The following is a 19,225-nucleotide window of genomic DNA, read 5'->3' on the forward strand; positions in this document are numbered from 1 at the left end:
TTTACCATGCTAGGCAAGTAGAGAAACGGATGCTGTATAGGTTTGCTTTTCTATGTATACTATAATTAAATAAGTATCGAAATATGAATGTATCTCTACAAAAAGGAGCAAGTATCATGACCCTTCATTCCAATATATCCAATGTTGCCGTCATTCTGGGCGAGCCTTCGCGTGCCAATATGCTGACCGCGCTGCTCGACGGACGATTTCATACTGCTGGCGAGCTGGCTCATGCCGCCTCAATCACACCGCAAACTGCCAGCTTCCATCTAGCGCGTCTGAACGAACAAGGCTGGGTCAGTATGGAAAAGCACGGTCGCTATCGCTACTATCGTTTATCCAGCCGTGAGATGGCGCAGACACTAGAGCAATTCCTCGCTATCTGCCCAGTGCCAGAAGTGCGCTCGTTAACACAATCCCAGCAAATGGATCGGCTACGCTACGGGCGTACTTGCTACGATCATCTGGCAGGGCAGCTAGGTGTGACGCTGACAACGGCGCTGGTGCAACACGGGCATCTAGTAGCTACAGATGGCGAGTTTGAGATCAGTACGACAGGAGAAGACTTTTTTGCTAGGCTCGGTATGGATGTACCGCAACTGCGACGCAAACGCCGCGCTTTTGCCCATGCTTGTCTCGATTGGAGTGAGCGTCAGCATCATCTGGGCGGTGCACTTGGATTCGGGCTGCTGCATCTGTGTCTGGATCATGGTTGGATTGAACGCGTGCCGGGCATTCGAGCGGTAACGGTGACTGGCGCTGGGCAGGCTGCGTTTGATCGGCATTTCGGCGTGCAGCTAGATGTTCGTTAAGCAAAGGTTGGACGGATGATTCGCCGCTAATTTTCAACACCAGACATTACAAAAAGAGCAGTACGGCGAATCATTCTCCGTCCTGCTTTTTTCGTCGTTCGTCGTTCGTCGTTCGTCGTTCGTCGTTCGTCGTTCGTCGTTCGTCGTTCGTCGTTCGTCGTTCGTCGTTCGTCGTTCGTCGTTCGTCGTTCGTCGTTCGTCGTTCGTCGTTCGTCGTTCGTCGTTCGTCGTTCGTCGCGTCGCAAATTATCGTTTATCTCGCCAAAATAGTTAACTTTGCATCACAGGCAATCAACGATCACTTTCTCCTTGCAACTGAGGCACTTCCCTCGTGCCAAAGCGTCGATTCACCAGATAGATCCCCGCCAGAATACATATTCCACCTGTAATCAGCGACGGATACAAAGACTCACCCAACAGCAACCATCCAGTCAATACGCCGAAAAACGGTGCCAAAAACAGAAAGGCACTCGTACGCCCCGGATCACTGTTTTGTAGTACATAATACCAGCCCGCAAACTGTACAATCGAAGACATCAGACTCAGCCATAACAAGATCAAAACTGATGCGCCTGTCCAGATGAAAAACGGCTGCTCTAACAACGGACTACACACTAGCAAGATCACCCCACCACCCAGCATCTGGTACGCCGATAGCACCCATGTGTTCAACCCGCTACCCCAGCGGTTCACAAGCAGTGTCGCCGTTGCCCAGGATACCGCGGAAGCCAGACCGAACACTAGACCGATCTTCCATTGCAGCTGGGCACCGACCGTAATACTCACCCCGATCAGCCCCAACAGCACACCGATCCACTGATACCACCGATAACGCATACCAGCAAACAAGGTGCCAAACACGACCACCAGCAGCGGATTGGTAAATGTCAGAATCGACGATTCCCCTGCCGTAATCGTGCGCAAACTAATAAACACACAGCCCATCACACCTGCCGTCTGAAAAGCACCGATCAGCAGCATTTTCCCCCAGTCTGCCGCGTTGTTCGGATGTGGCTGACGCAGCACACGCACTAGCACCGCCATAATAAGCCCAGCAATGAGAAAGCGTACACCTGCCAGCAGTAGTGGCGATGCGTACACCAATCCCATTTTCCCGATAGCAAAGGATGACCCCATCAGGAAGGTAGTCAATACAATCAATACCAGCATGTGAATCCGATTCATCTATTTCTCTCCTTTAGTTATGCTTCAGCAGACGCATCATGCAACTGCCGAATAAGCATCATTCCGCATCATATAGATGGTATGTCATTACCCATTTATATGTTGCAAACGTCATATTTGCTACGCGCTGACATGATTATATCGTGAGACATCTTCAGTCGTGATCGAAATGTGGATTCCATTTGGCTAGGAATCATAAAATACGAGAAATATGTAGCTTTTGCTCTGATACAACGCAGAATAGCTGTATGCTCCGCGTTTTTAAGATTCTATACACACACAGGTATGTCGTATTTGCAGTGTTCTGCGGACTTCAGAGATGACATATTGTGCTGGAATGTTTCCTATGACAATATGATATCGAAGAAACCGTAATGATCTACCCCAACTATTGCACAGGCATACGAATGTATTCACCGATTGAGTAACGGAAATCTACCAATGATCAAGGAGTGAAGGTATGTTTTTGACAGAGCAAAAGATCACATCCCGTCTGCGTGAGCTGGACGGTTATCGTTATCGGGAAGCCATTATATTCTCTTCTTTTCAGGCGTTGGAAGACGAAGGTCAACAGATTCACGGAGCGGCACCGCAGCCAGATGAACAATGGACAACGATGAATCTGGGCGATAGCTGGAGCGGACGCGACCGCTATTTATGGCTCGCAGCAAGTGTAGATGTACCTGCACAATGGCAGGGCAAGCAGATTCTCGGACGTTTTCATTTTGGCAAAACAGGCGGTGGCACCAATTCTGGCTTTGAATCGTTGCTGTATGTGAACGGTCAGCCGTATCAAGGTGTGGATTCCAATCACATGGAGGTCTTTCTACCGGATACTGCTGCCGGACAGACGCAGCAGTTGACCTTTCGTTTGTGGACGGGGCTGGAAGGCGGCGGACAACCACGCTTGCAAACACATCAACTGAAAACAGCCGAACTGTGCTGGCTGGATGAAGCAGCGGACAATCTGTATTATACCGGCATGACGGTCATCGAGACGATTGCGGTGCTGGATGAACATGCACCAGAGCGCGCCGATCTGCTGCGCGCGGTGGATCGTGCCTTTCGCCTGATCGACTGGACGGAGCCGGGATCAGATGTATTTTATGAGAGCGTTTCCGAAGCGAGCGAACGATTAGAGCAGATGATTAGCGAAATTGGCAAGCATTCTTCGGTCAAGCTAACGGCGCTTGGTCATACGCATATCGATGTCGCTTGGTTATGGCGACTCAAGCATACGCGTGAAAAGGCGATTCGTTCCTTCTCTACCGTTATGCGGCTGATGGACAAGTTCCCGGAATATGTCTTTTTGCAAACTCAGCCACAATTGTATGACTATGTGAAGCAGGATGCACCAGAGCTATATGAACAGATCAAGCAAAAGATTGCCGAAGGTCGCTGGGAAGCAGGCGGTGCTATGTGGCTGGAAGCGGACTGTAACCTGACTAGCGGCGAATCGCTGACTCGTCAGCTGCTGCTCGGTACGCGCTTTTTCCGTGAAGAGTTTGGCGTGGAAAATGACTATCTGTGGCTGCCCGATGTGTTCGGCTATAGCTGGGCATTGCCGCAGATTTTGAAAAAGTCCGGCATTCATACGTTTATGACGACCAAGATTAGCTGGAATCAGTACAACCGGATGCCGCATGATACTTTTCACTGGCGCGGCATTGACGGTTCCGAAGTACTGACCCATTTTATTACAACGACTGAGCCATGGTCAGAGCCAGGCTCATGGTTTTACACGTATAATGGTCAACTCGTACCGAAGACGATCAAGGGCAGCTGGGAAGCATATCGTGACAAAGAAATGAACCGTGAACTGCTCGTCTCGTATGGATACGGCGACGGCGGTGGTGGCGTCAATCGAACGATGCTGGAAATGCGCCGACGGATCGACCGGATGCCGGGCTTGCCACATCTGGATACGGGCACCGCAGGCGATTATTTCCGCCGCTTGCAGGATACGGTGAACAATACTGACAGCTATGTGCACACTTGGGATGGCGAGCTGTATTTGGAATACCATCGCGGCACGTATACAAGTCAGGCATACAATAAACGTATGAACCGCAAGCTGGAACTATTGTATCGGGAAGCGGAATGGCTCAATGTCTGGCAAAGTGCTATCAGTACAGATTGGTCATCCTATCCGCAGCAGCAATTGAATGATGGCTGGAAAATCGTGCTGCGCAACCAGTTCCACGATATAATCCCCGGTTCGTCTATTCGCGAGGTATATGAGGACAGCACCGTGGAATATGCAGAAGCATGGCAGATCGGCACCGATGCACTTTGGCAGGCACAGCAGACGCTAGTTGCAGATCATACCGATGCCGCCCAGTCGTCAGCTTCTTCAACGTATACTGTCTGGAATTCTGCTCCATGGGCAAGCGATGGTGTGATGGTCATTCCAGCACATACAGAGGCGCAAACCGGCAGTTGGACAGATGCTCACGGCAATGCACTGTCTGCCCAGCTCAAGCATGATCATTGGGTCGTGCATGTAAAAGAAGTACCTTCCCTTGGCTACACGACGATCACACTGGATTCTGCTACGGACACGACGGAATACGCGTCTCCATTTACGGTGGAGCAGCAGCGCGTTCTGACGCCATTTTACGAGTTGGAATGGAATGAATATGGTCAATTAACAAGACTATATGATCGTCAGGCAGACCGTGAGGTGCTAGCAGATGGAGCCAAAGGCAATGTGCTGCAATTGTTCGAGGATAAGCCGCTGAATTTTGATGCGTGGGATATCGATATTTATTATCAGGAGAAAATGAAAGAAGTACAGCAGCTCACCCATACCGAAGTGCTGGAAACCGGCATGCTACGCACGGTGATCCAGTTTGTATGGAGCGTAGGACAATCGACGATTCGCCAGCAGATGATTGTATACGCGGATGACCGCCGCATCGACTTTGTGACCGAAGCCGATTGGCAGGAACGTCAGCAATTGTTAAAAGTCGCCTTCCCGGTCAATGTGCGTTCTACCGAAGCGACATACGATATTCAGTACGGCAATGTGAAGCGCCCAACCCATTGGAATACGAGCTGGGATACTGCACGCTTCGAATCGGTTGGTCACCAGTGGGCAGACTTGTCCGACCGCGGCTATGGTGTCAGTCTGTTAAACGATTGCAAATACGGCTACGATATCAAACATAATGTGCTGCGTCTGTCGCTGATCAAATGCGCCATCCATCCAGACATAGAAGCCGATCAAGGGCACCATGAATTTACGTATTCGCTGCTGCCGCATGAAGGCGACTGGTTGCAAGGTGGCACTGTACCTGCTGCATGGGCGCTAAACAGCCCGCTTCGTTATAGCGAGGGCAGCGCAGCTACTCCCACTCGCTCGTTGTTCACGCTATCTCATGCAACCGCCATGATCTCTGCCGTCAAAAAAGCGGAAGACAGCGGTCATATCATCCTGCGTGTACACGACTACTCTGGCAGTCGTCAACGTCTGCAACTGCATAGTGAGCTGGGTATTACGAGTTATCGCGAATGCAATCTGATGGAGAAGCCAGAGCAGGAAGATTGGACGCAAGCAGACAGCATCCAGTTTGTATTGGAACCATACGAGATCCAGACATTCGAGATTCAGTTGAACGACAAACGCTAAATACTAAATAGCATCAGATGGGATCAGCGTTTCGCAATTTGAGTATAAAAACAAGCACCGACATTCTTTTCAACAAGGAAAAGCGCGTCGGTGCTTGTTATTTGTTTTGTTACACATTGTTGCATTCTATACACTGTATCTGTGCTCATACCCAATCCACTTAGCGCAATGGTTAACTCAATTGCATTGTGGATATACAGGTATCGTCATTGGCAAATGTCGAGATGGTCTGCTCCGCCGTTTTGCCGTCTTGTTCTACCTTGACGGTATATGTATCATTACGCGGCAACCATAGATCGATAAATCCGTTATCGCCGGACACCTGCTTCTGTTGATTCATTATAATGGTGCCGGATGAATCTGTAATCGTCAGCACAAACTCCTGATTTGTCAGCTCACCCTGACAGCCAGTCAGACTGTGAATCTGGCAATCATGCGTCTTCTGAAGATAGGGCGCAATCGAAACGAAATATTCATCCTTTGGCAAATCATACTGGGTTTGCTGTCCATTTGCCGTAACCTGTAATTGATATGATGTGATCGATGCGGACTCTACTTCCTTGCCTTCTCCTTGCTTGCTGCTGATCTGCTGTACCAGCTGCTTCACTTGCGCAGGAGCAAGGGAAAGCGAACTCACTTTTGTCGGTGTGGGCGATGCGGCTGGTGTACCGGAACTACATGCAGTCACAACCGCTAACAACAGAGCAGCGGGTGCAAACATAACAATGGAATGGCGCTTCATCTTCATGTTCCTCCTTGTCATTGAGGTCAAACGAAACTTTTTCGTTTGATTGGCGTTTTACTTATAGCTTACATACAATGTAATTCATTACCATGCAAAAAGAAGACTTTATCTATCACATGTAGCACGTTTCAGCATCAAGATGCGTGCCGTTTGCTGGCTCCTGTCTACTATAGCCAACAACAACTAGTAAAGGCTGTTACATTTGGCATAGTCTGGTTCATGCCTTCTCACACACTTTTCACATATATTTCTGATATAACTAAAAAACGAAAACTGGTACAATGGCTGCGGCTGTCCGCCGATAAACATGTATGAAACCAAAAGTCAACCGCCGTGCTGTTACTATTCTTCAGCCGGAATGTAACTTTTCGCACAATCAATTGTTTTAAGATAAATGAGGATTGGCGCCGCAACGCCGTTTGCTGCCCGTATATTAACATCAAAGGAGACATACCTAAAAGCATGCGTAAGCCTTGGAAAAAGTATATGTTCGCCCTGCTGGCGATGCTGCTCGTCGTCTATGTGCTCGGGGTGAATTTCCCCAAATCTTCGGTTGTAGCCCACAAAATATGTAGTTCCTGGGTCGCCGCCAAAAATGAAGCCTTCTATCTGGAGCATCGCGATGTGCTGGATCAACGCAATGTCGCGCTCGCAGCCGATTATGTGGTGCCACAAGGTACTGCTGACAAGGTGCCTGTGCTCATGTACCATTACATCGTTCCGGCAAAATACAACACAGAGCCGAATAACAATTCCATCATCAATCTGGAAGCGTTTGAGAAAGATATGCAGTATCTGCATGACAACCACTACCATACCGCGACCTTGCAAGAACTGGAGCAATACGTCGATGAGCAAAAGACAATGCCGGAAAATACGGTTGTACTTAGCTTTGACGACGGCTACCAGAACAATATGATCTACGCCTATCCGATTATGAAAAAGTACGGGTTTCACGCAACGATGTTTGTCGTCGGCTCCAAAATCCAGTCAACGACGCAAACGTTCAACCCGTCCAAAACGAGCTATGTATCGCGTGCCGAGATGAAAGAGAGCAGCGATGTATTTGAGTTCAACAGCCATACGTACAACCTGCACTTCAAAGCTCCACTCCATTGCGGTGACGATTATGCCGCAGGTATGGATCAGGACAAATTTATGGCAGATGACAAAATCATGCGCGCGCAAGCAGGCATCGACACACCATATTTTGCTTATCCATTCGGTGACTTCCGAATGCAAATGATCTATGCGCTCAAAGAATCCGGTTACCGCATGGCGTTCACCGTCCATCAGGGCTTTGTCCGCCCCGGCGATGATCCATATCAACTGAAGCGCCTGACCGTCATTTCCACCACCAACCTGCCGGAACTGCTGCACATGGATCATGATCCTGACGGCTCAGCACCGGTCGCATTTTAGCAAAATATAACACTATACTTATCACATCTCTCATCGCAAAAAGCCTCTTTTCCTGTGCAATTTGGCAACCCTATAGGGTATACCTGTTGCATATGGAAAAGAGGCTTTTTATATTGTATACATCATTTGTATGAAAACAGATACGGCTGCATCAACGATCCGCTACCGCCGGAATATCTGACGCATTCGATGCTTCCTGTGGACGATCCAGCAGACCGCCTGCACCGTAATCAACAAAGTTTTTTATAAATTGCAATGCTTCGGCACGAGTCAACGACTGATTTCCTTTAAACGAAGATACCGTCGCCTGCCCGGCATCGCTACCGTTCGCCAGCCCAAATGCCAGCAGATAGCGAATCGCATTGTCGCCACTAAAATTCACACCGTCCGCTGCCGAGATCAGCTCAGCGACTTTGGCACGGGTAATGACTTTGCTGCGGGAGGATAGATCGGTATAGCTGGATACCGGATAACGGAGCGCTTTGGCGCGAACATAATAGGGAGATGCCCAGTTGCCTTTGCTGCTCGCGGTCACTTCCGGTTCATACGAACGGATGATCATTGCCAGAAATTCAGCTTCCGTTACCGTCTTGCTCGGCTTGAAGGTGCCATCTGCATACCCTTTGACCAGACCGGCGTTGACGCCCCATTCAATCGTATCATATGCCCAGTAACTGTTCGATACATCGGAAAAGAGCGTTCCGTCCGCCGCCTGTGCTTGCTGAGCTGGCAAGGCAGCGGTTATGGTGAGTAACAGGCACAGACTGAGCAGCAATCCTGCCAGTGTTTGTTTATTCATGATTGTACACCTTTCCTCATCTAGCGGCATGCCGTGATGAATGATCTTATCGGGTAGTAAATTGCAGAATGAGCGGGTTGGTCAGTGCATTGGATTGATCGGTATTGGCGGATGCTTTGCCTTTCACGCCTTTTTCCAGTACAACGGTGTACGTCTGACCGGAGCTGAAGCTACCGGTTGTTGGCGTAATGAAGATACGATTGAATTTTACATCCAGCTTCACATTGCCTATGGCGTTGCCGCTGCTGTCCAATACGATGACATTGTCCGTATTGATCGTCGTTGGATCGATATATTTGTACTGACTGTTCTGCGTAGCAACTTGCAAGCTAATGCGGACAGGAACGGTATTCGGCAAGCTAGTGCGCGTCGGTAAGTCTTTGATACCGAGACTTTGTTTCAATTGCGACAGTTGCTTATTGAAGCTGGCATCGTTCAATCCACGACCGGCAAAACTGGCTTTGATCACATCTGCGGCTTTGCCAGATGTTTTGGCGTTGCTTAACTGCTGCTGCGCCTTCTGTGTCGGTGTGAGTGATGCGGTTGGTGTCTGAGCGGCAGGTGTAGTTACGGTAGCTGGGCGTGGTGCTGCTGCACCGCCTCCACCACCACCGCCCCCGCCTCCGCCGCCACCAGCAGCAGGTACAATTGCTACTTGATCTGTCGGTGCTGGAGTAGTTACGACCGGTACAGCTACAACAGGAGTCGGTGTAACGACTGGCGTTGGTGTGACTGTCGGTGTTGTATTTACGGATTCAGTCGGGCTATTGCTTGGCGTATTCGCAGATGATTCCAGTGCAGACGTTTTTGCACTTACACTTTTACCTGCGGATTCATTGCCTTTTTGGTCAAATGTTTTCATTGTAAAGCTGTATATAGTATCTGGCGTTAATCCTTGCGCGGTATATACATTGTTTTGTACGGTTTGGACAAGCTGGCTGCTGCTGTCATAGACATGTACACCGGCAAAGTCGCTATCCGCTGGATTTTGCCATTTGAATGTAATCGTGTCGGTGCCGATCTGACTTGCTTGCAGCTGACTCACTTCGCCCGGTGCCGTTGTATCCATTTTCGGACGGAAGGTGACAAAGCCATATCCGTATTCGTTATCCCGTCCTGCTGTTCCAAGATCGACAGCGTAATCCTGCAATTTACTACGTAGTGCCGATGCGGATAAGGATGGATTTTCCTGCTTCAAAATCGCTGCCATCGCAGCGACATGTGGCGCCGCCTGTGATGTACCGCTAGCGATTGCGTATCCGTTGTTCAAATACGTGGAGATAATATCTACACCCGGTGCGGCTACTTCTACTTTGGGACCAGTTGAGGAAAAGCTACCGCGTTGCAGATTTTGATCAACCGCTGCAACTGCGATCACGCTGCTGTATTTGGCAGGATAGTTGACCGTATCTGTACCAGAACCGCTGTTGCCTGCTGATGCGATGACAATGATACCGTCCTGATACGCTTGATCCAGCATATTGTGCAGCAACTGGGAATCGTATTCCGTACCAAGCGATAGGTTAATCACATTCATATGATTCTGGATCGCCCAATCGACGCCTTCCAGCACATCCTGTAGATTCCCTTTGCCATCCGAACCCATCGCTTTGATCGCATATAGCTGTACGCCCGGTGCCATACCAGTCACCTGACCATCATTATTGTGAGCGGCGATAATACCGGCGACGTGTGTACCGTGCCCATTATCGTCGGCATAAGAAGTCGTATAATCGACTGTCGATACACCGCCAGCTACCGTCAATTCGGAGTGCGACGCGATACCGGAATCGATAACAGCAACCTTGATGCCGGCACCGTTATAACCTTTTGCCCATTCCAGATTCGGTTGCTCTGCTTGGTAATTCCAACGCGATTGTTCATTGGCATTTACCGGATCGGTGCTTGCCAGCGGCGTAATCTCGTCATCTGTTAATTGAAAGGGAACATTGCGTTCCACATAAGCAATATTCGGGTCATTGACCAGATCGTTCAGGTCAGCCTGCGTCACGGTTGCTGATACAGCAGGCACTGTCTCAAATTCGTGCTGTACTTCTACGCTTTGATCCAGCACGGCTTCTTTGCCGTCCTCATTTTTGTATACAACGATAACATCCTGCTCCGCACCTGCGGCGAATGCCTGATTCGGTCCGTATGCCGATGTCGTGCCAACGAGGCAGGACACGGTAAATAACGAAGCGATCCACAGAGTCATTGTCTTTTTCCTCATGCTGTTTGTTTCCTCCCATCCGGCTTGAACGCAATACGTATTGCTGCCGGTCTATATAGTGGATGGTGCTGTGGATAGCTGGAATGTCGCCGCCCTGCAAATGGATTCGGTACGCAAAGAACTGGTATATAGAAAAGAGGATGCTATCTTTCTCCGTAATCATTCGAGCTTATTCGACAAGCTAACTTAGTGAGATATATCGGATGTGTTTCTGGCTTTATGTATAGCAACTATAAAAAAATCCCCCTTTTTCACAAAGGAGGATGGGAATTTCTATTTTGTATACAAACATTGTCATATTGGTATTCAAATTACATACATATGACAATTGGGGCGTGCATTAACCACGTTTTACTTCCGTACCTTCAAATACTTTAACATCCAGTGGTGCTGCCGCAAATTGCTGCATATCCTGAACGAATTTCTGGAAATGAGCAGTACCATTATGCGCTTGAATCGCTTCATTGTCTTTCCATTCTTCTACCATTGTGAACAGGTTATCCTGCTTCACATCGCGTTTCAGTACGTAGCTAATGTTGCCTTCTTCGGCTTGGGATGCTGTCAATAGCGCATCCACTTGTGTGAGAAATTCATCTACTTTTTCCGGTTTGATCAGCATATTGGCATGAATAATAAACATAGGGTGGTTCCTCCTCATCGGTTATCAACTGTATGTTGCTTACTTTATATAGTATAAATCATTTCGATCTAAAAACCAAACGCCGCCTTATTCAGCACATTGCAAGCCGTATTCTTTACATGAAAAATAGCCCGGCAGCGGTTGAAGATCAACCATTCTACCGGGCATATCTGCATCAGATCAACAGATTGAACAAATTCGGATCGCGGTTCAACTCCACATAGCGGATGCCGTGATCTTCCATACGCTGAATGAGTGCACCGTAGTCATCCGGCGAACTCAGCTCAATACCGACCAATGCCGGTCCGTTCTCTTTGTTGTGCTTTTTCGTATATTCAAAACGAGCAATATCGTCATTCGGACCAAGTACCTTTTCCAAAAACTCACGCAATGCGCCTGCACGCTGCGGGAAGTTGATCGTGAAGTAGTATTTCAAACCTTCGTAGATCAGGGAGCGTTCCTTAATCTCCTGCATCCGGTCGATATCATTGTTACCGCCACTGATAATACAGACAATCGTCTTGCCTTTGATCTGCTCACGATACATATCGAGCGCAGCAATCGGCAATGCGCCTGCCGGCTCGGCAACAATCGCATTTTCGTTATATAGATCAAGAATCGCGGAGCAGACTTTGCCTTCTGGGACTTTGACCACATCGTCAAGTACTTCGCGGCAAATGTCATACGTCATCTGACCGACCCGCTTCACAGCTGCGCCATCGATAAACTTGTCGATCTCATCCAGCGTAACGACTTGATTTTGTGCAATCGCTTCGCTCATGGATGCCGCACCAAGTGGCTCTACGCCAATCAGACGTGTGGACGGGCTGATCGTATGAATATATTTGCCAACGCCAGCTGCCAGACCGCCGCCGCCGATTGTAATAAACATATAGTCTGCTGGACGATCCAGACTTTCCATAATCTCCATGCCAACTGTACCGTTACCCGCGATAATATGCGGATCATCAAATGGATGGATAAAGCTCATATTGTGCTCGGTGCATGTTTTGATCGCTTCCGCATAAGCATCGTCAAACGTATCACCGATTAGAATCACTTCCACATTGGCACCACCGAACTTTTTCACCATTTTGACTTTTTGGTTCGGGGTTGTGCTTGGCATATATACTTTGCCGCGAATGTTGAGCTGACGGCACGAAAAAGCGAAGCCTTGTGCGTGGTTACCCGCACTTGCGCAGACGATGCCACGTTCCAGTTCGTCAGTGGACAAGCTGCGAATCCGGTTGTACGAACCACGAATTTTGAATGAGCGTACCATCTGCATATCTTCACGCTTCAAATACACGTCACATTCGTATTTCTCGGACAATGTGACATCGCGCTGTAGCGGAGTGCGTACAATAACATCGCGCAGCACATGATGTGCCCGTACAATATCCTCCATGCCGACTGTTTGCGAATTGTGTTCCTCCGTTGCTTTCATTTCTTTTCTCCTCACTCCAGACGCCCATCCCGTCATGTTTCGTTTTATTGTCTACGCTGTGTACCGTTGGACTTAATCTGTACTCATACTACATGCTGTCAGAAACGGATGCAATTGAATATTACGAATTCTGTCATTTTTCTAAAGTACTCCTATGTATATGTAATTTCAAGTACAGGTTGTGTGTCGGCTATAGAATCAGTACCGATATGCAAAACGTATACAAAAAAGCCGCCCTGTTCCATCCAGTGCGGCAAAAGACTTCATTCCACTACGATGACGTCTACGCCCATCTCTTCCAGCTCGTGAATCGCCTCTTCTGGAAGCTGATCGTCCGTAATAAAACGATGCAGATCCTCCATACCCATAAAACGGACCAGCGACTTGCGGCGAAACTTGGAACTATCGGTCAGCAGAATCAATTCGTCGGAAATCTCGATAATTTTCTTTTTTAATTGTACATGTGCTTCAGACGGTTCCGTTAGTCCCCGCGTCAGATCAAAGCCGTGGCAGGAAAATAGAAACTTGTCGACATGATAGCTCTCGACCATCTTCTCGGCATGAATGCCCGTATTCGCCATCGAATCCCGATCCAGATAACCGCCGATCAAAATCACATTAATCTCTGTCTTCGGCACCAGTTCATTGGCAATCGCCAGCGAATAGGTGAGTACGGTCAGCGGACGGTTCGGCAATTGCTTCACCAGATGCAGACAGGTTGTGCTTGCATCTAGAGCGATAACGTCACCCGGCTGAATGAGCGACAGTGCGTGTTCCACGATCGCCTTTTTCTCCTGAATATTTTGAGTCTCCCGCTGAACTGCTGGAGATTCGTATTGTTCACGGTTGCGGTTGAACACCGCGCCACCGTGCGTACGCACAACGATTCCTTCGACTTCCAGACGTTCCAGATCACGCCGAATCGTCTCCTCGGTCACATTGAATCGGCGGCTCAGTCCAGATACACGGACTGTTCCTTCCGCTTCAAGAATTCGCAGGGTCTCGAGTTTGCGTTGTGCTGCGGATAATGCATCTTGTCGCCTCGGATTTTTGCTGCTCATTGAGTACACCTGGCCTTACTATATATATTGTCAATCGGGTCTGCAAGCTTCGGATTTTGGTGGAAACATCAGTGTAGAATACAATTGAGGCATGCAACAATGAAATATAGGCTACATGCAGTCGAAAAGGTATTGCGATTCCAGTATCTTGCTTGTGTATTCCGTTCTGCCTACAGAAAGATCATTGGGCATGAGAACAGCATGTAAACGCTTATGGTTTTATACCTGTTATGATTGCACGTCTGCAAAATGTTCATATATTTCAATATACCGTATTTGGAGTTTCGTCACAATAAAAAAGGACGTATTCTCTTATTTTGACTTTGGATTTCTTGAATCCATTCCATTTATTACATTAATTGGTTGTGAAACGTTTCGATTGAATGCTACAAAGCAAGAGATAATAGGAATCCACTTCACGATTGTACTCTGACCTTACTTCATACCTATAACAAACCTATAACAAAGCCGCACTTCTATTATACAGAGTGCGGCTTGTCCGATTCATAGTATGAGACATGCAATCTTTCTCTTTTGACAACTAGTATTTAAACGATCCGACTTAGAAAATGTGCTAAAAATCGCTCAGCATCTACATCCAGCGCTACATCAATACGCGGTCCATCGCCAGCATGGACACCAGTCGTTTTGCCCAAAATAGTAGCGTCTCCGCACTCCACATGCACATGATACGATTCTGTCTGCACAAAGCTGGCATCAATCGCCGCACCCACTGCAAGCGGATCATGGAGTGCACAGCCACGACCGTCGGGAATAAAACCTTTGTATGCTTCCATATAAAAGTCGGTCATATCCGCGAGAAAATTCGCCACCTTGCTGTTCGTACTGCGCCATTGCTCCAGATGTGTAGCAGTCAGCAGTGTACGCATCGTCACATCCAAGCCGACCAGCGTTACTTTCAAGCCGGAACCAAACACGAGCGCTGCCGCATCTGGATCGGAATACGTATTCGCTTCTGCATACGGCGTCACATTGCCGGGTACAGTCACTGCGCCGCCCATCACAATCAGTTGCTCCATATGCTCTGCAATACGTGGCTCCAATTGAAGCGCGCGGGCAATATTGGTCAGCGGACCAACCGCAATTACCGTAACCTGACCCGGATTATCCATCACCTGCTGCACGATAAACTCCGGTGCAGACAATGCTTCCGCCTGACGTGCAGACGGCTCACGATACTGATTGCCAATCCCATCCTCGCCGTGGATATGACGGGCAAATGGCTTCGTATAATCACGACTCAGCGGCTTCCCTTCGCCTGTATACACTGGCAACGGACGCTCCAGCTGATCCAATACGATCAGTGTATTGCGCGTCGCTTCTTCAACGGTAATGTTACCGAATACCGTCGTCATGCCCAGAATGTCCAGCTCTGGCGAATGGACAGCGTATGCAATAGCGAGCGAGTCGTCGATTCCTGTATCTACATCTAAAATAACTGATTTTTTCATCTGTCGATCTCCTTATCTTTATATATGGTTGTTTCATATAATACGTTGGTCAGCAGTACAATGACAATATCTGAATTTAAAATCGTAGTTGGGCTGCATATTGATAACGCTTCCGGCAGGTTATGTGCCACAATATACAGCATATTCCTCAAATTGCATTCATTCTAGCTTCACAGTACTATAGTCAACCGACGTTTTTTTTTGTAGAATAAGAAGACATGTGATGTGAGACATTTAATGTTACATACGATGTGCATGCAATATTACTCTTCCATCAGATTGGAAGAATTCCATCGATGATCATCACAATCGAAATTACGGAGCAAACGAATGGAGGATATTATGAAGAAATCCAGGTTGATGTGGCTATCCATGGCTTTCCTTCTTGTTTTCGGAATCTGTACAGGTAGCTTCAGCCCCAGTGCATCCGCCCAATCCACAGAAGGCAAGACGTATCTAATCGGAACGGATATTACGTTCGCACCGTTCGAGTTCCAGCAGGACGGTAAATATATCGGGATTGATATGGATTTACTTGCTGCAATCGCACAAGATCAAGGGTTTAAATATGAAGTTAGACCTTTAGGGTTTAATGCTGCTTTGCAAGGACTGCAATCCAATCAGTTGGACGGTATGATTGCAGGAATGAGTATCACAGATGAACGTAAGCAAACTTTTGATTTTTCCCAGCCTTATTATGAATCAGGCGTTGTTATGGCTGTCGGACAAACTAGTGACATCAAGTCGTACTCTGATTTAAGTGGAAAACGTGTAGCTGTCAAAACAGGTACTGAAGGATATTCATTTGCAAACTCTATCAAAGATAAATACAACTTTACCTTAGTGCCGTTTGACGACTCTGTTCAAATGTATCAAGAGGTAACTTCAGGTAATTCGGTAGCCTGCTTTGACGATTATCCTGTTGTTGCCTATGCTATCCAACAAGGTTTACAACTCAAAACTGTTACCGATAAAGAAAAAGGATCTCCGTATGGATTTGCTGTGAACAAAGGTAAAAATCCTGAATTGCTACAAAAATTTGATGCTGGTTTGGCTAATTTAAAAGCCAATGGCGAATACGATCGCATCGTAGCTAAATATTTGGGTGATACTAAACCTGGTCAAGAATCTACAACCGCTCCGCCTGCTAAAAATCAATTACAGATTATGAAAGAAGCTTTACCTGAATTGATCAAAGGTTTAGGTATGACGCTATTATATACAGTTATGTCACTATTCTTTGCTTCTATTTTTGGTCTAGTATTCGGTTTTATGAAAGTCAGTCATAATAAATTAGCTCGTACCATTGCAACGATCTTCGTTGATATTTTCCGTGGTATTCCTCTGCTTGTATTGGGCTTATTCATTTACTTTGGTCTGCCTTATGCATTTGGGTTCCAGATGCCACTGATTGTTGGTGCAGTATTAGCACTCAGTCTGAATGCTGGTGCATACGTAACTGAAATCATACGTGGTGGTATTCAATCAATTGATAAAGGGCAAATGGAAGCAGCCCGCTCACTTGGATTGCCTTATCGCAAAGCCATGATTAAAGTTATCATTCCACAAGCAATCAAAATCATGATTCCTTCGTTTATCAACCAGCTCGTCATTACGCTGAAAGATACGTCGATTATGTCTGTTATCGGTCTAGTTGAACTAACTCAATCCGGTAAAATTATTATTGCTAACAACTACCAGTCGTTTACCATTTATGGCATGGTCGCTATTATGTACTTGATTGTTATCACTATCTTAACCAAAATTGCAGATCGTTTGGAAAGGAGAACACGCCGTGGGTAAAATCGAAGTCACCAATCTCAAAAAGAGCTTTGGCTCCAACGAAGTACTGAAAGACATTAACATGCGCGTCAACGAAGGCGAAGTTGTTTGTGTCATCGGTCCATCCGGTTCTGGTAAAAGTACACTGCTGCGATGTATGAACAAGCTGGAGGAAATTACCGCTGGTCGCGTCGTAGTCGATGATTACGATATTAGCGACAACAAAACAGATATTAACAAAGTCCGCGAAAATATCGGTATGGTGTTCCAGCATTTTAATCTGTTCCCGCATATGAATGTAGTTAAAAATATTACCTTTGCACCAGTCGAATTGAAAAAGCAGTCCGAATCCGAAGCTAGAGCAACTGCACTGAAGCTACTCGATCGTGTAGGATTGTCTGATAAAGCAGAAGCGTTCCCCGGCAGTCTGTCCGGTGGTCAAAAGCAGCGTGTGGCGATTGCACGCGCACTAGCGATGAACCCGGATATTATGCTGTTTGATGAACCAACATCCGCGCTTGACCCGGAAATGGTCGGCGAAGTGCTCGGCGTTATGAAAACTCTCGCGAGTGAGGGCATGACGATGATGATCGTGACGCACGAAATGGGCTTTGCCCGTGAAGTGGCAGATCGCGTGATCTTTATGGATGGCGGGTATATTGTGGAAGAAGGTTCTCCAGAGCAAGTATTTGGCAGTCCGAAGCATGAGCGGACGATTAGCTTTTTGGAGAAGGTTTTGTAGGATTGTAGATATAGTAGTAGGGTATGTAGCTGTTGAAATATTCATTTTGTTCATGTTAATCACGATAAATAAAAGCCTAAGATCAGCATATGATTGTTGATCTCAGGCTTTTATTGTATATATAGTTGGCGTTTAGTTGCTCATGCACGAAATGCTTATAGGATTTCTTCCAGATCACCGGAATCTTCAGAACCGTGGAAACTATCTTCGTCCAGATTAATATGCTCAATAATGAATAAAAATTAATAATATTGAATATTAATTCTAATTAGCATACACTCTGATTTATGTATTATATCAACATACTTCCACAACAAAGCAAGCTACATACAGGAGGAGCAACGAATGAATATCACGATTCGTCAAACAACAGAAGAAGATCTACCCGCAGTCACAACTCTCATGCAGGAATACATCGGCGATTTCTACAAAAAACCATTACCTGCTACCGAGCAGTTGCATCACTTGATTCGCACTATGGTCGCAGGTCAGCATGGAGTTCAATTCATTCTGGAGCAAGACGGCAAAGCGGCAGGCTTCGCTACGTTATACTTTTTATTCAGCAGCATCAAAGCGTCTCCTGTTACCAACATGAACGATCTGTACGTAGCGGAGCATCTGCGCGATACCGAAGCAGAACAGCAATTGTTTGATACGTGTCTCAAGTATACGCGAGATCATCACTTTGCGCATATGGCGTGGGTAGCTACGCCGGATAATGTGCGTGCTCAGCAATTTTTTGAACGGAACGGATGCACCCTTGTACCGTGGGTCGATTATATGATTCAATAAAATAAGTACATACCAAACGGCAGCAATATATGAATATTTTATGCATATAGCGCTACCGCTTATTATATTATTTCTTCTAATCACTAACAGGTAAAATGTAAAATATTCAATTGCAGCCTTTCACTTCAGAACGATGGAATCCAAAAATAGTCATTCCAGACACTATATCAATGATACCGCCAGCGATTCAATCTAGTAAAATTGCCCGATAATTCAGCGCTTCATCCACAATCTGCTCTGCCGTCAAGTCTCGCTCATCCCAGAAGATCAGATTGCTCACCTCTGGATGCGGCACCTGCCGCTGCAAAAGCTCCAACCACTCATCCTGCTTACCCTCGCTGCCTTCACCATCCATAATACGCTGCACCAATGCAATAAGCTGCTGCCGATCAAGCTTTTTCATAGTGTTCATTCAACCTCCCGCGCATTCAATTTGGATCCTATGCTGGTTTTGATACTCTCCTA

16 protein-coding genes are annotated in these 19,225 nt (G+C 47.1%); 6 read left to right on the plus strand and 10 right to left on the minus strand.

All coding sequences use genetic code 11. The annotated features are described in order from the left end of the window. Nucleotides 1-116 precede the first annotated feature (116 nt). Nucleotides 117-812, plus strand: coding sequence for an ArsR/SmtB family transcription factor (locus ACDE64_RS20100; protein WP_411343846.1), 696 nt, complete (start codon nucleotides 117-119; stop codon nucleotides 810-812). Between the two features lie 26 nt (nucleotides 813-838). On the opposite strand, the gene ACDE64_RS20105 is transcribed toward ACDE64_RS20100, so the two are convergent. Together ACDE64_RS20105 and ACDE64_RS20110 are read right to left on the minus strand one after the other, a co-directional pair. Beyond that, entirely contained in the window at nucleotides 839-1,057 is a 219-nt protein-coding gene (locus tag ACDE64_RS20105; RefSeq protein WP_411348039.1) for a hypothetical protein, read from the minus strand. A gap of 46 nt (nucleotides 1,058-1,103) precedes the next feature. Beyond that, on the minus strand, nucleotides 1,104-1,997 hold the full coding sequence (locus ACDE64_RS20110) for a DMT family transporter (protein ID WP_411348040.1): 894 nt from the start codon (nucleotides 1,995-1,997) through the stop codon (nucleotides 1,104-1,106). 460 nt (nucleotides 1,998-2,457) lie between these two features. Here ACDE64_RS20110 and ACDE64_RS20115 point away from each other — a divergent pair, with 460 nt between their 5' ends. Continuing rightward, nucleotides 2,458-5,628 (plus strand): alpha-mannosidase, encoded by a 3,171-nt coding sequence (locus ACDE64_RS20115; protein WP_411348041.1) that lies wholly within the window; start codon nucleotides 2,458-2,460, stop codon nucleotides 5,626-5,628. A gap of 172 nt (nucleotides 5,629-5,800) precedes the next feature. Here the strand turns inward: ACDE64_RS20115 and ACDE64_RS20120 are convergent, their stop codons facing one another. Next, nucleotides 5,801-6,370, minus strand: coding sequence for a CueP family metal-binding protein (locus ACDE64_RS20120; RefSeq protein ID WP_411348042.1), 570 nt, complete (start codon nucleotides 6,368-6,370; stop codon nucleotides 5,801-5,803). A gap of 465 nt (nucleotides 6,371-6,835) precedes the next feature. On the opposite strand from ACDE64_RS20120, the gene ACDE64_RS20125 reads away from it, so the two are divergent. Continuing rightward, entirely contained in the window at nucleotides 6,836-7,795 is a 960-nt protein-coding gene (locus ACDE64_RS20125; RefSeq protein WP_411348043.1) for a polysaccharide deacetylase family protein, read from the plus strand. Between the two features lie 151 nt (nucleotides 7,796-7,946). Here the strand turns inward: ACDE64_RS20125 and ACDE64_RS20130 are convergent, their stop codons facing one another. From ACDE64_RS20130 to ACDE64_RS20155, 6 genes are all read right to left on the minus strand, one after another. Further along, complete coding sequence (locus ACDE64_RS20130) at nucleotides 7,947-8,594, minus strand: S-layer homology domain-containing protein (protein ID WP_411348044.1); 648 nt, start codon at nucleotides 8,592-8,594, stop codon at nucleotides 7,947-7,949. A 46-nt stretch (nucleotides 8,595-8,640) separates the two neighbouring features. Further along, complete coding sequence (locus tag ACDE64_RS20135) at nucleotides 8,641-10,824, minus strand: S8 family serine peptidase (protein ID WP_411348045.1); 2,184 nt, start codon at nucleotides 10,822-10,824, stop codon at nucleotides 8,641-8,643. A gap of 340 nt (nucleotides 10,825-11,164) precedes the next feature. Further along, nucleotides 11,165-11,464: a putative quinol monooxygenase gene (locus ACDE64_RS20140; protein ID WP_411343853.1), complete on the minus strand. Its 300-nt coding sequence runs from the start codon at nucleotides 11,462-11,464 to the stop codon at nucleotides 11,165-11,167. 175 nt (nucleotides 11,465-11,639) lie between these two features. Next, the gene (gene ilvA, locus ACDE64_RS20145; protein ID WP_411348046.1) at nucleotides 11,640-12,911 is read right to left on the minus strand and encodes a threonine ammonia-lyase IlvA; all 1,272 of its coding nucleotides are present in this window, start codon (nucleotides 12,909-12,911) and stop codon (nucleotides 11,640-11,642) included. A 263-nt stretch (nucleotides 12,912-13,174) separates the two neighbouring features. Next, nucleotides 13,175-13,972 (minus strand): DeoR/GlpR family DNA-binding transcription regulator, encoded by a 798-nt coding sequence (locus ACDE64_RS20150; protein ID WP_411343855.1) that lies wholly within the window; start codon nucleotides 13,970-13,972, stop codon nucleotides 13,175-13,177. A 548-nt stretch (nucleotides 13,973-14,520) separates the two neighbouring features. Beyond that, nucleotides 14,521-15,444: a nucleoside hydrolase gene (locus ACDE64_RS20155; protein WP_411348047.1), complete on the minus strand. Its 924-nt coding sequence runs from the start codon at nucleotides 15,442-15,444 to the stop codon at nucleotides 14,521-14,523. Nucleotides 15,445-15,786: 342 nt separating this feature from the next. On the opposite strand from ACDE64_RS20155, the gene ACDE64_RS20160 reads away from it, so the two are divergent. The 3 genes from ACDE64_RS20160 to ACDE64_RS20170 all read left to right on the plus strand — a co-directional run bounded on the left by ACDE64_RS20160 (nucleotide 15,787) and on the right by ACDE64_RS20170 (nucleotide 18,760). Continuing rightward, nucleotides 15,787-17,247, plus strand: a complete 1,461-nt coding sequence (locus ACDE64_RS20160; protein WP_411346864.1) for an amino acid ABC transporter substrate-binding protein/permease — start codon at nucleotides 15,787-15,789, stop codon at nucleotides 17,245-17,247. Next, nucleotides 17,240-17,968: an amino acid ABC transporter ATP-binding protein gene (locus ACDE64_RS20165; RefSeq protein ID WP_411343857.1), complete on the plus strand. Its 729-nt coding sequence runs from the start codon at nucleotides 17,240-17,242 to the stop codon at nucleotides 17,966-17,968. The genes ACDE64_RS20160 and ACDE64_RS20165 overlap by 8 nt, the downstream gene beginning before the upstream one ends. A gap of 345 nt (nucleotides 17,969-18,313) precedes the next feature. Continuing rightward, complete coding sequence (locus ACDE64_RS20170) at nucleotides 18,314-18,760, plus strand: GNAT family N-acetyltransferase (RefSeq protein ID WP_411348048.1); 447 nt, start codon at nucleotides 18,314-18,316, stop codon at nucleotides 18,758-18,760. A 187-nt stretch (nucleotides 18,761-18,947) separates the two neighbouring features. On the opposite strand, the gene ACDE64_RS20175 is transcribed toward ACDE64_RS20170, so the two are convergent. Next, nucleotides 18,948-19,172, minus strand: coding sequence for a hypothetical protein (locus tag ACDE64_RS20175; protein ID WP_411348049.1), 225 nt, complete (start codon nucleotides 19,170-19,172; stop codon nucleotides 18,948-18,950). Nucleotides 19,173-19,225 lie beyond the last annotated feature (53 nt).

The organism is Paenibacillus sp. WLX2291, from assembly GCF_046603665.1.
GTDB lineage: Bacteria > Bacillota > Bacilli > Paenibacillales > Paenibacillaceae > Saccharibacillus.

Excerpts from the sequence above, each read along its gene's own strand:
- ACDE64_RS20100 (WP_411343846.1), top strand. The coding sequence starts at position 117 with ATGACCCTTCATTCCAATATATCCAATGTTGCCGTCATTCTGGGCGAG.
- ACDE64_RS20110 (WP_411348040.1), bottom strand. The coding sequence starts at position 1,997 with ATGAATCGGATTCACATGCTGGTATTGATTGTATTGACTACCTTCCTG.
- ACDE64_RS20115 (WP_411348041.1), top strand. The coding sequence starts at position 2,458 with ATGTTTTTGACAGAGCAAAAGATCACATCCCGTCTGCGTGAGCTGGAC.
- ACDE64_RS20120 (WP_411348042.1), bottom strand. The coding sequence starts at position 6,370 with ATGAAGCGCCATTCCATTGTTATGTTTGCACCCGCTGCTCTGTTGTTA.
- ACDE64_RS20125 (WP_411348043.1), top strand. The coding sequence starts at position 6,836 with ATGCGTAAGCCTTGGAAAAAGTATATGTTCGCCCTGCTGGCGATGCTG.
- ACDE64_RS20130 (WP_411348044.1), bottom strand. The coding sequence starts at position 8,594 with ATGAATAAACAAACACTGGCAGGATTGCTGCTCAGTCTGTGCCTGTTA.
- ACDE64_RS20135 (WP_411348045.1), bottom strand. The coding sequence starts at position 10,824 with ATGAGGAAAAAGACAATGACTCTGTGGATCGCTTCGTTATTTACCGTG.
- ACDE64_RS20140 (WP_411343853.1), bottom strand. The coding sequence starts at position 11,464 with ATGTTTATTATTCATGCCAATATGCTGATCAAACCGGAAAAAGTAGAT.
- ilvA (WP_411348046.1), bottom strand. The coding sequence starts at position 12,911 with ATGAAAGCAACGGAGGAACACAATTCGCAAACAGTCGGCATGGAGGAT.
- ACDE64_RS20150 (WP_411343855.1), bottom strand. The coding sequence starts at position 13,972 with ATGAGCAGCAAAAATCCGAGGCGACAAGATGCATTATCCGCAGCACAA.
- ACDE64_RS20155 (WP_411348047.1), bottom strand. The coding sequence starts at position 15,444 with ATGAAAAAATCAGTTATTTTAGATGTAGATACAGGAATCGACGACTCG.
- ACDE64_RS20160 (WP_411346864.1), top strand. The coding sequence starts at position 15,787 with ATGAAGAAATCCAGGTTGATGTGGCTATCCATGGCTTTCCTTCTTGTT.
- ACDE64_RS20170 (WP_411348048.1), top strand. The coding sequence starts at position 18,314 with ATGAATATCACGATTCGTCAAACAACAGAAGAAGATCTACCCGCAGTC.
- ACDE64_RS20175 (WP_411348049.1), bottom strand. The coding sequence starts at position 19,172 with ATGAACACTATGAAAAAGCTTGATCGGCAGCAGCTTATTGCATTGGTG.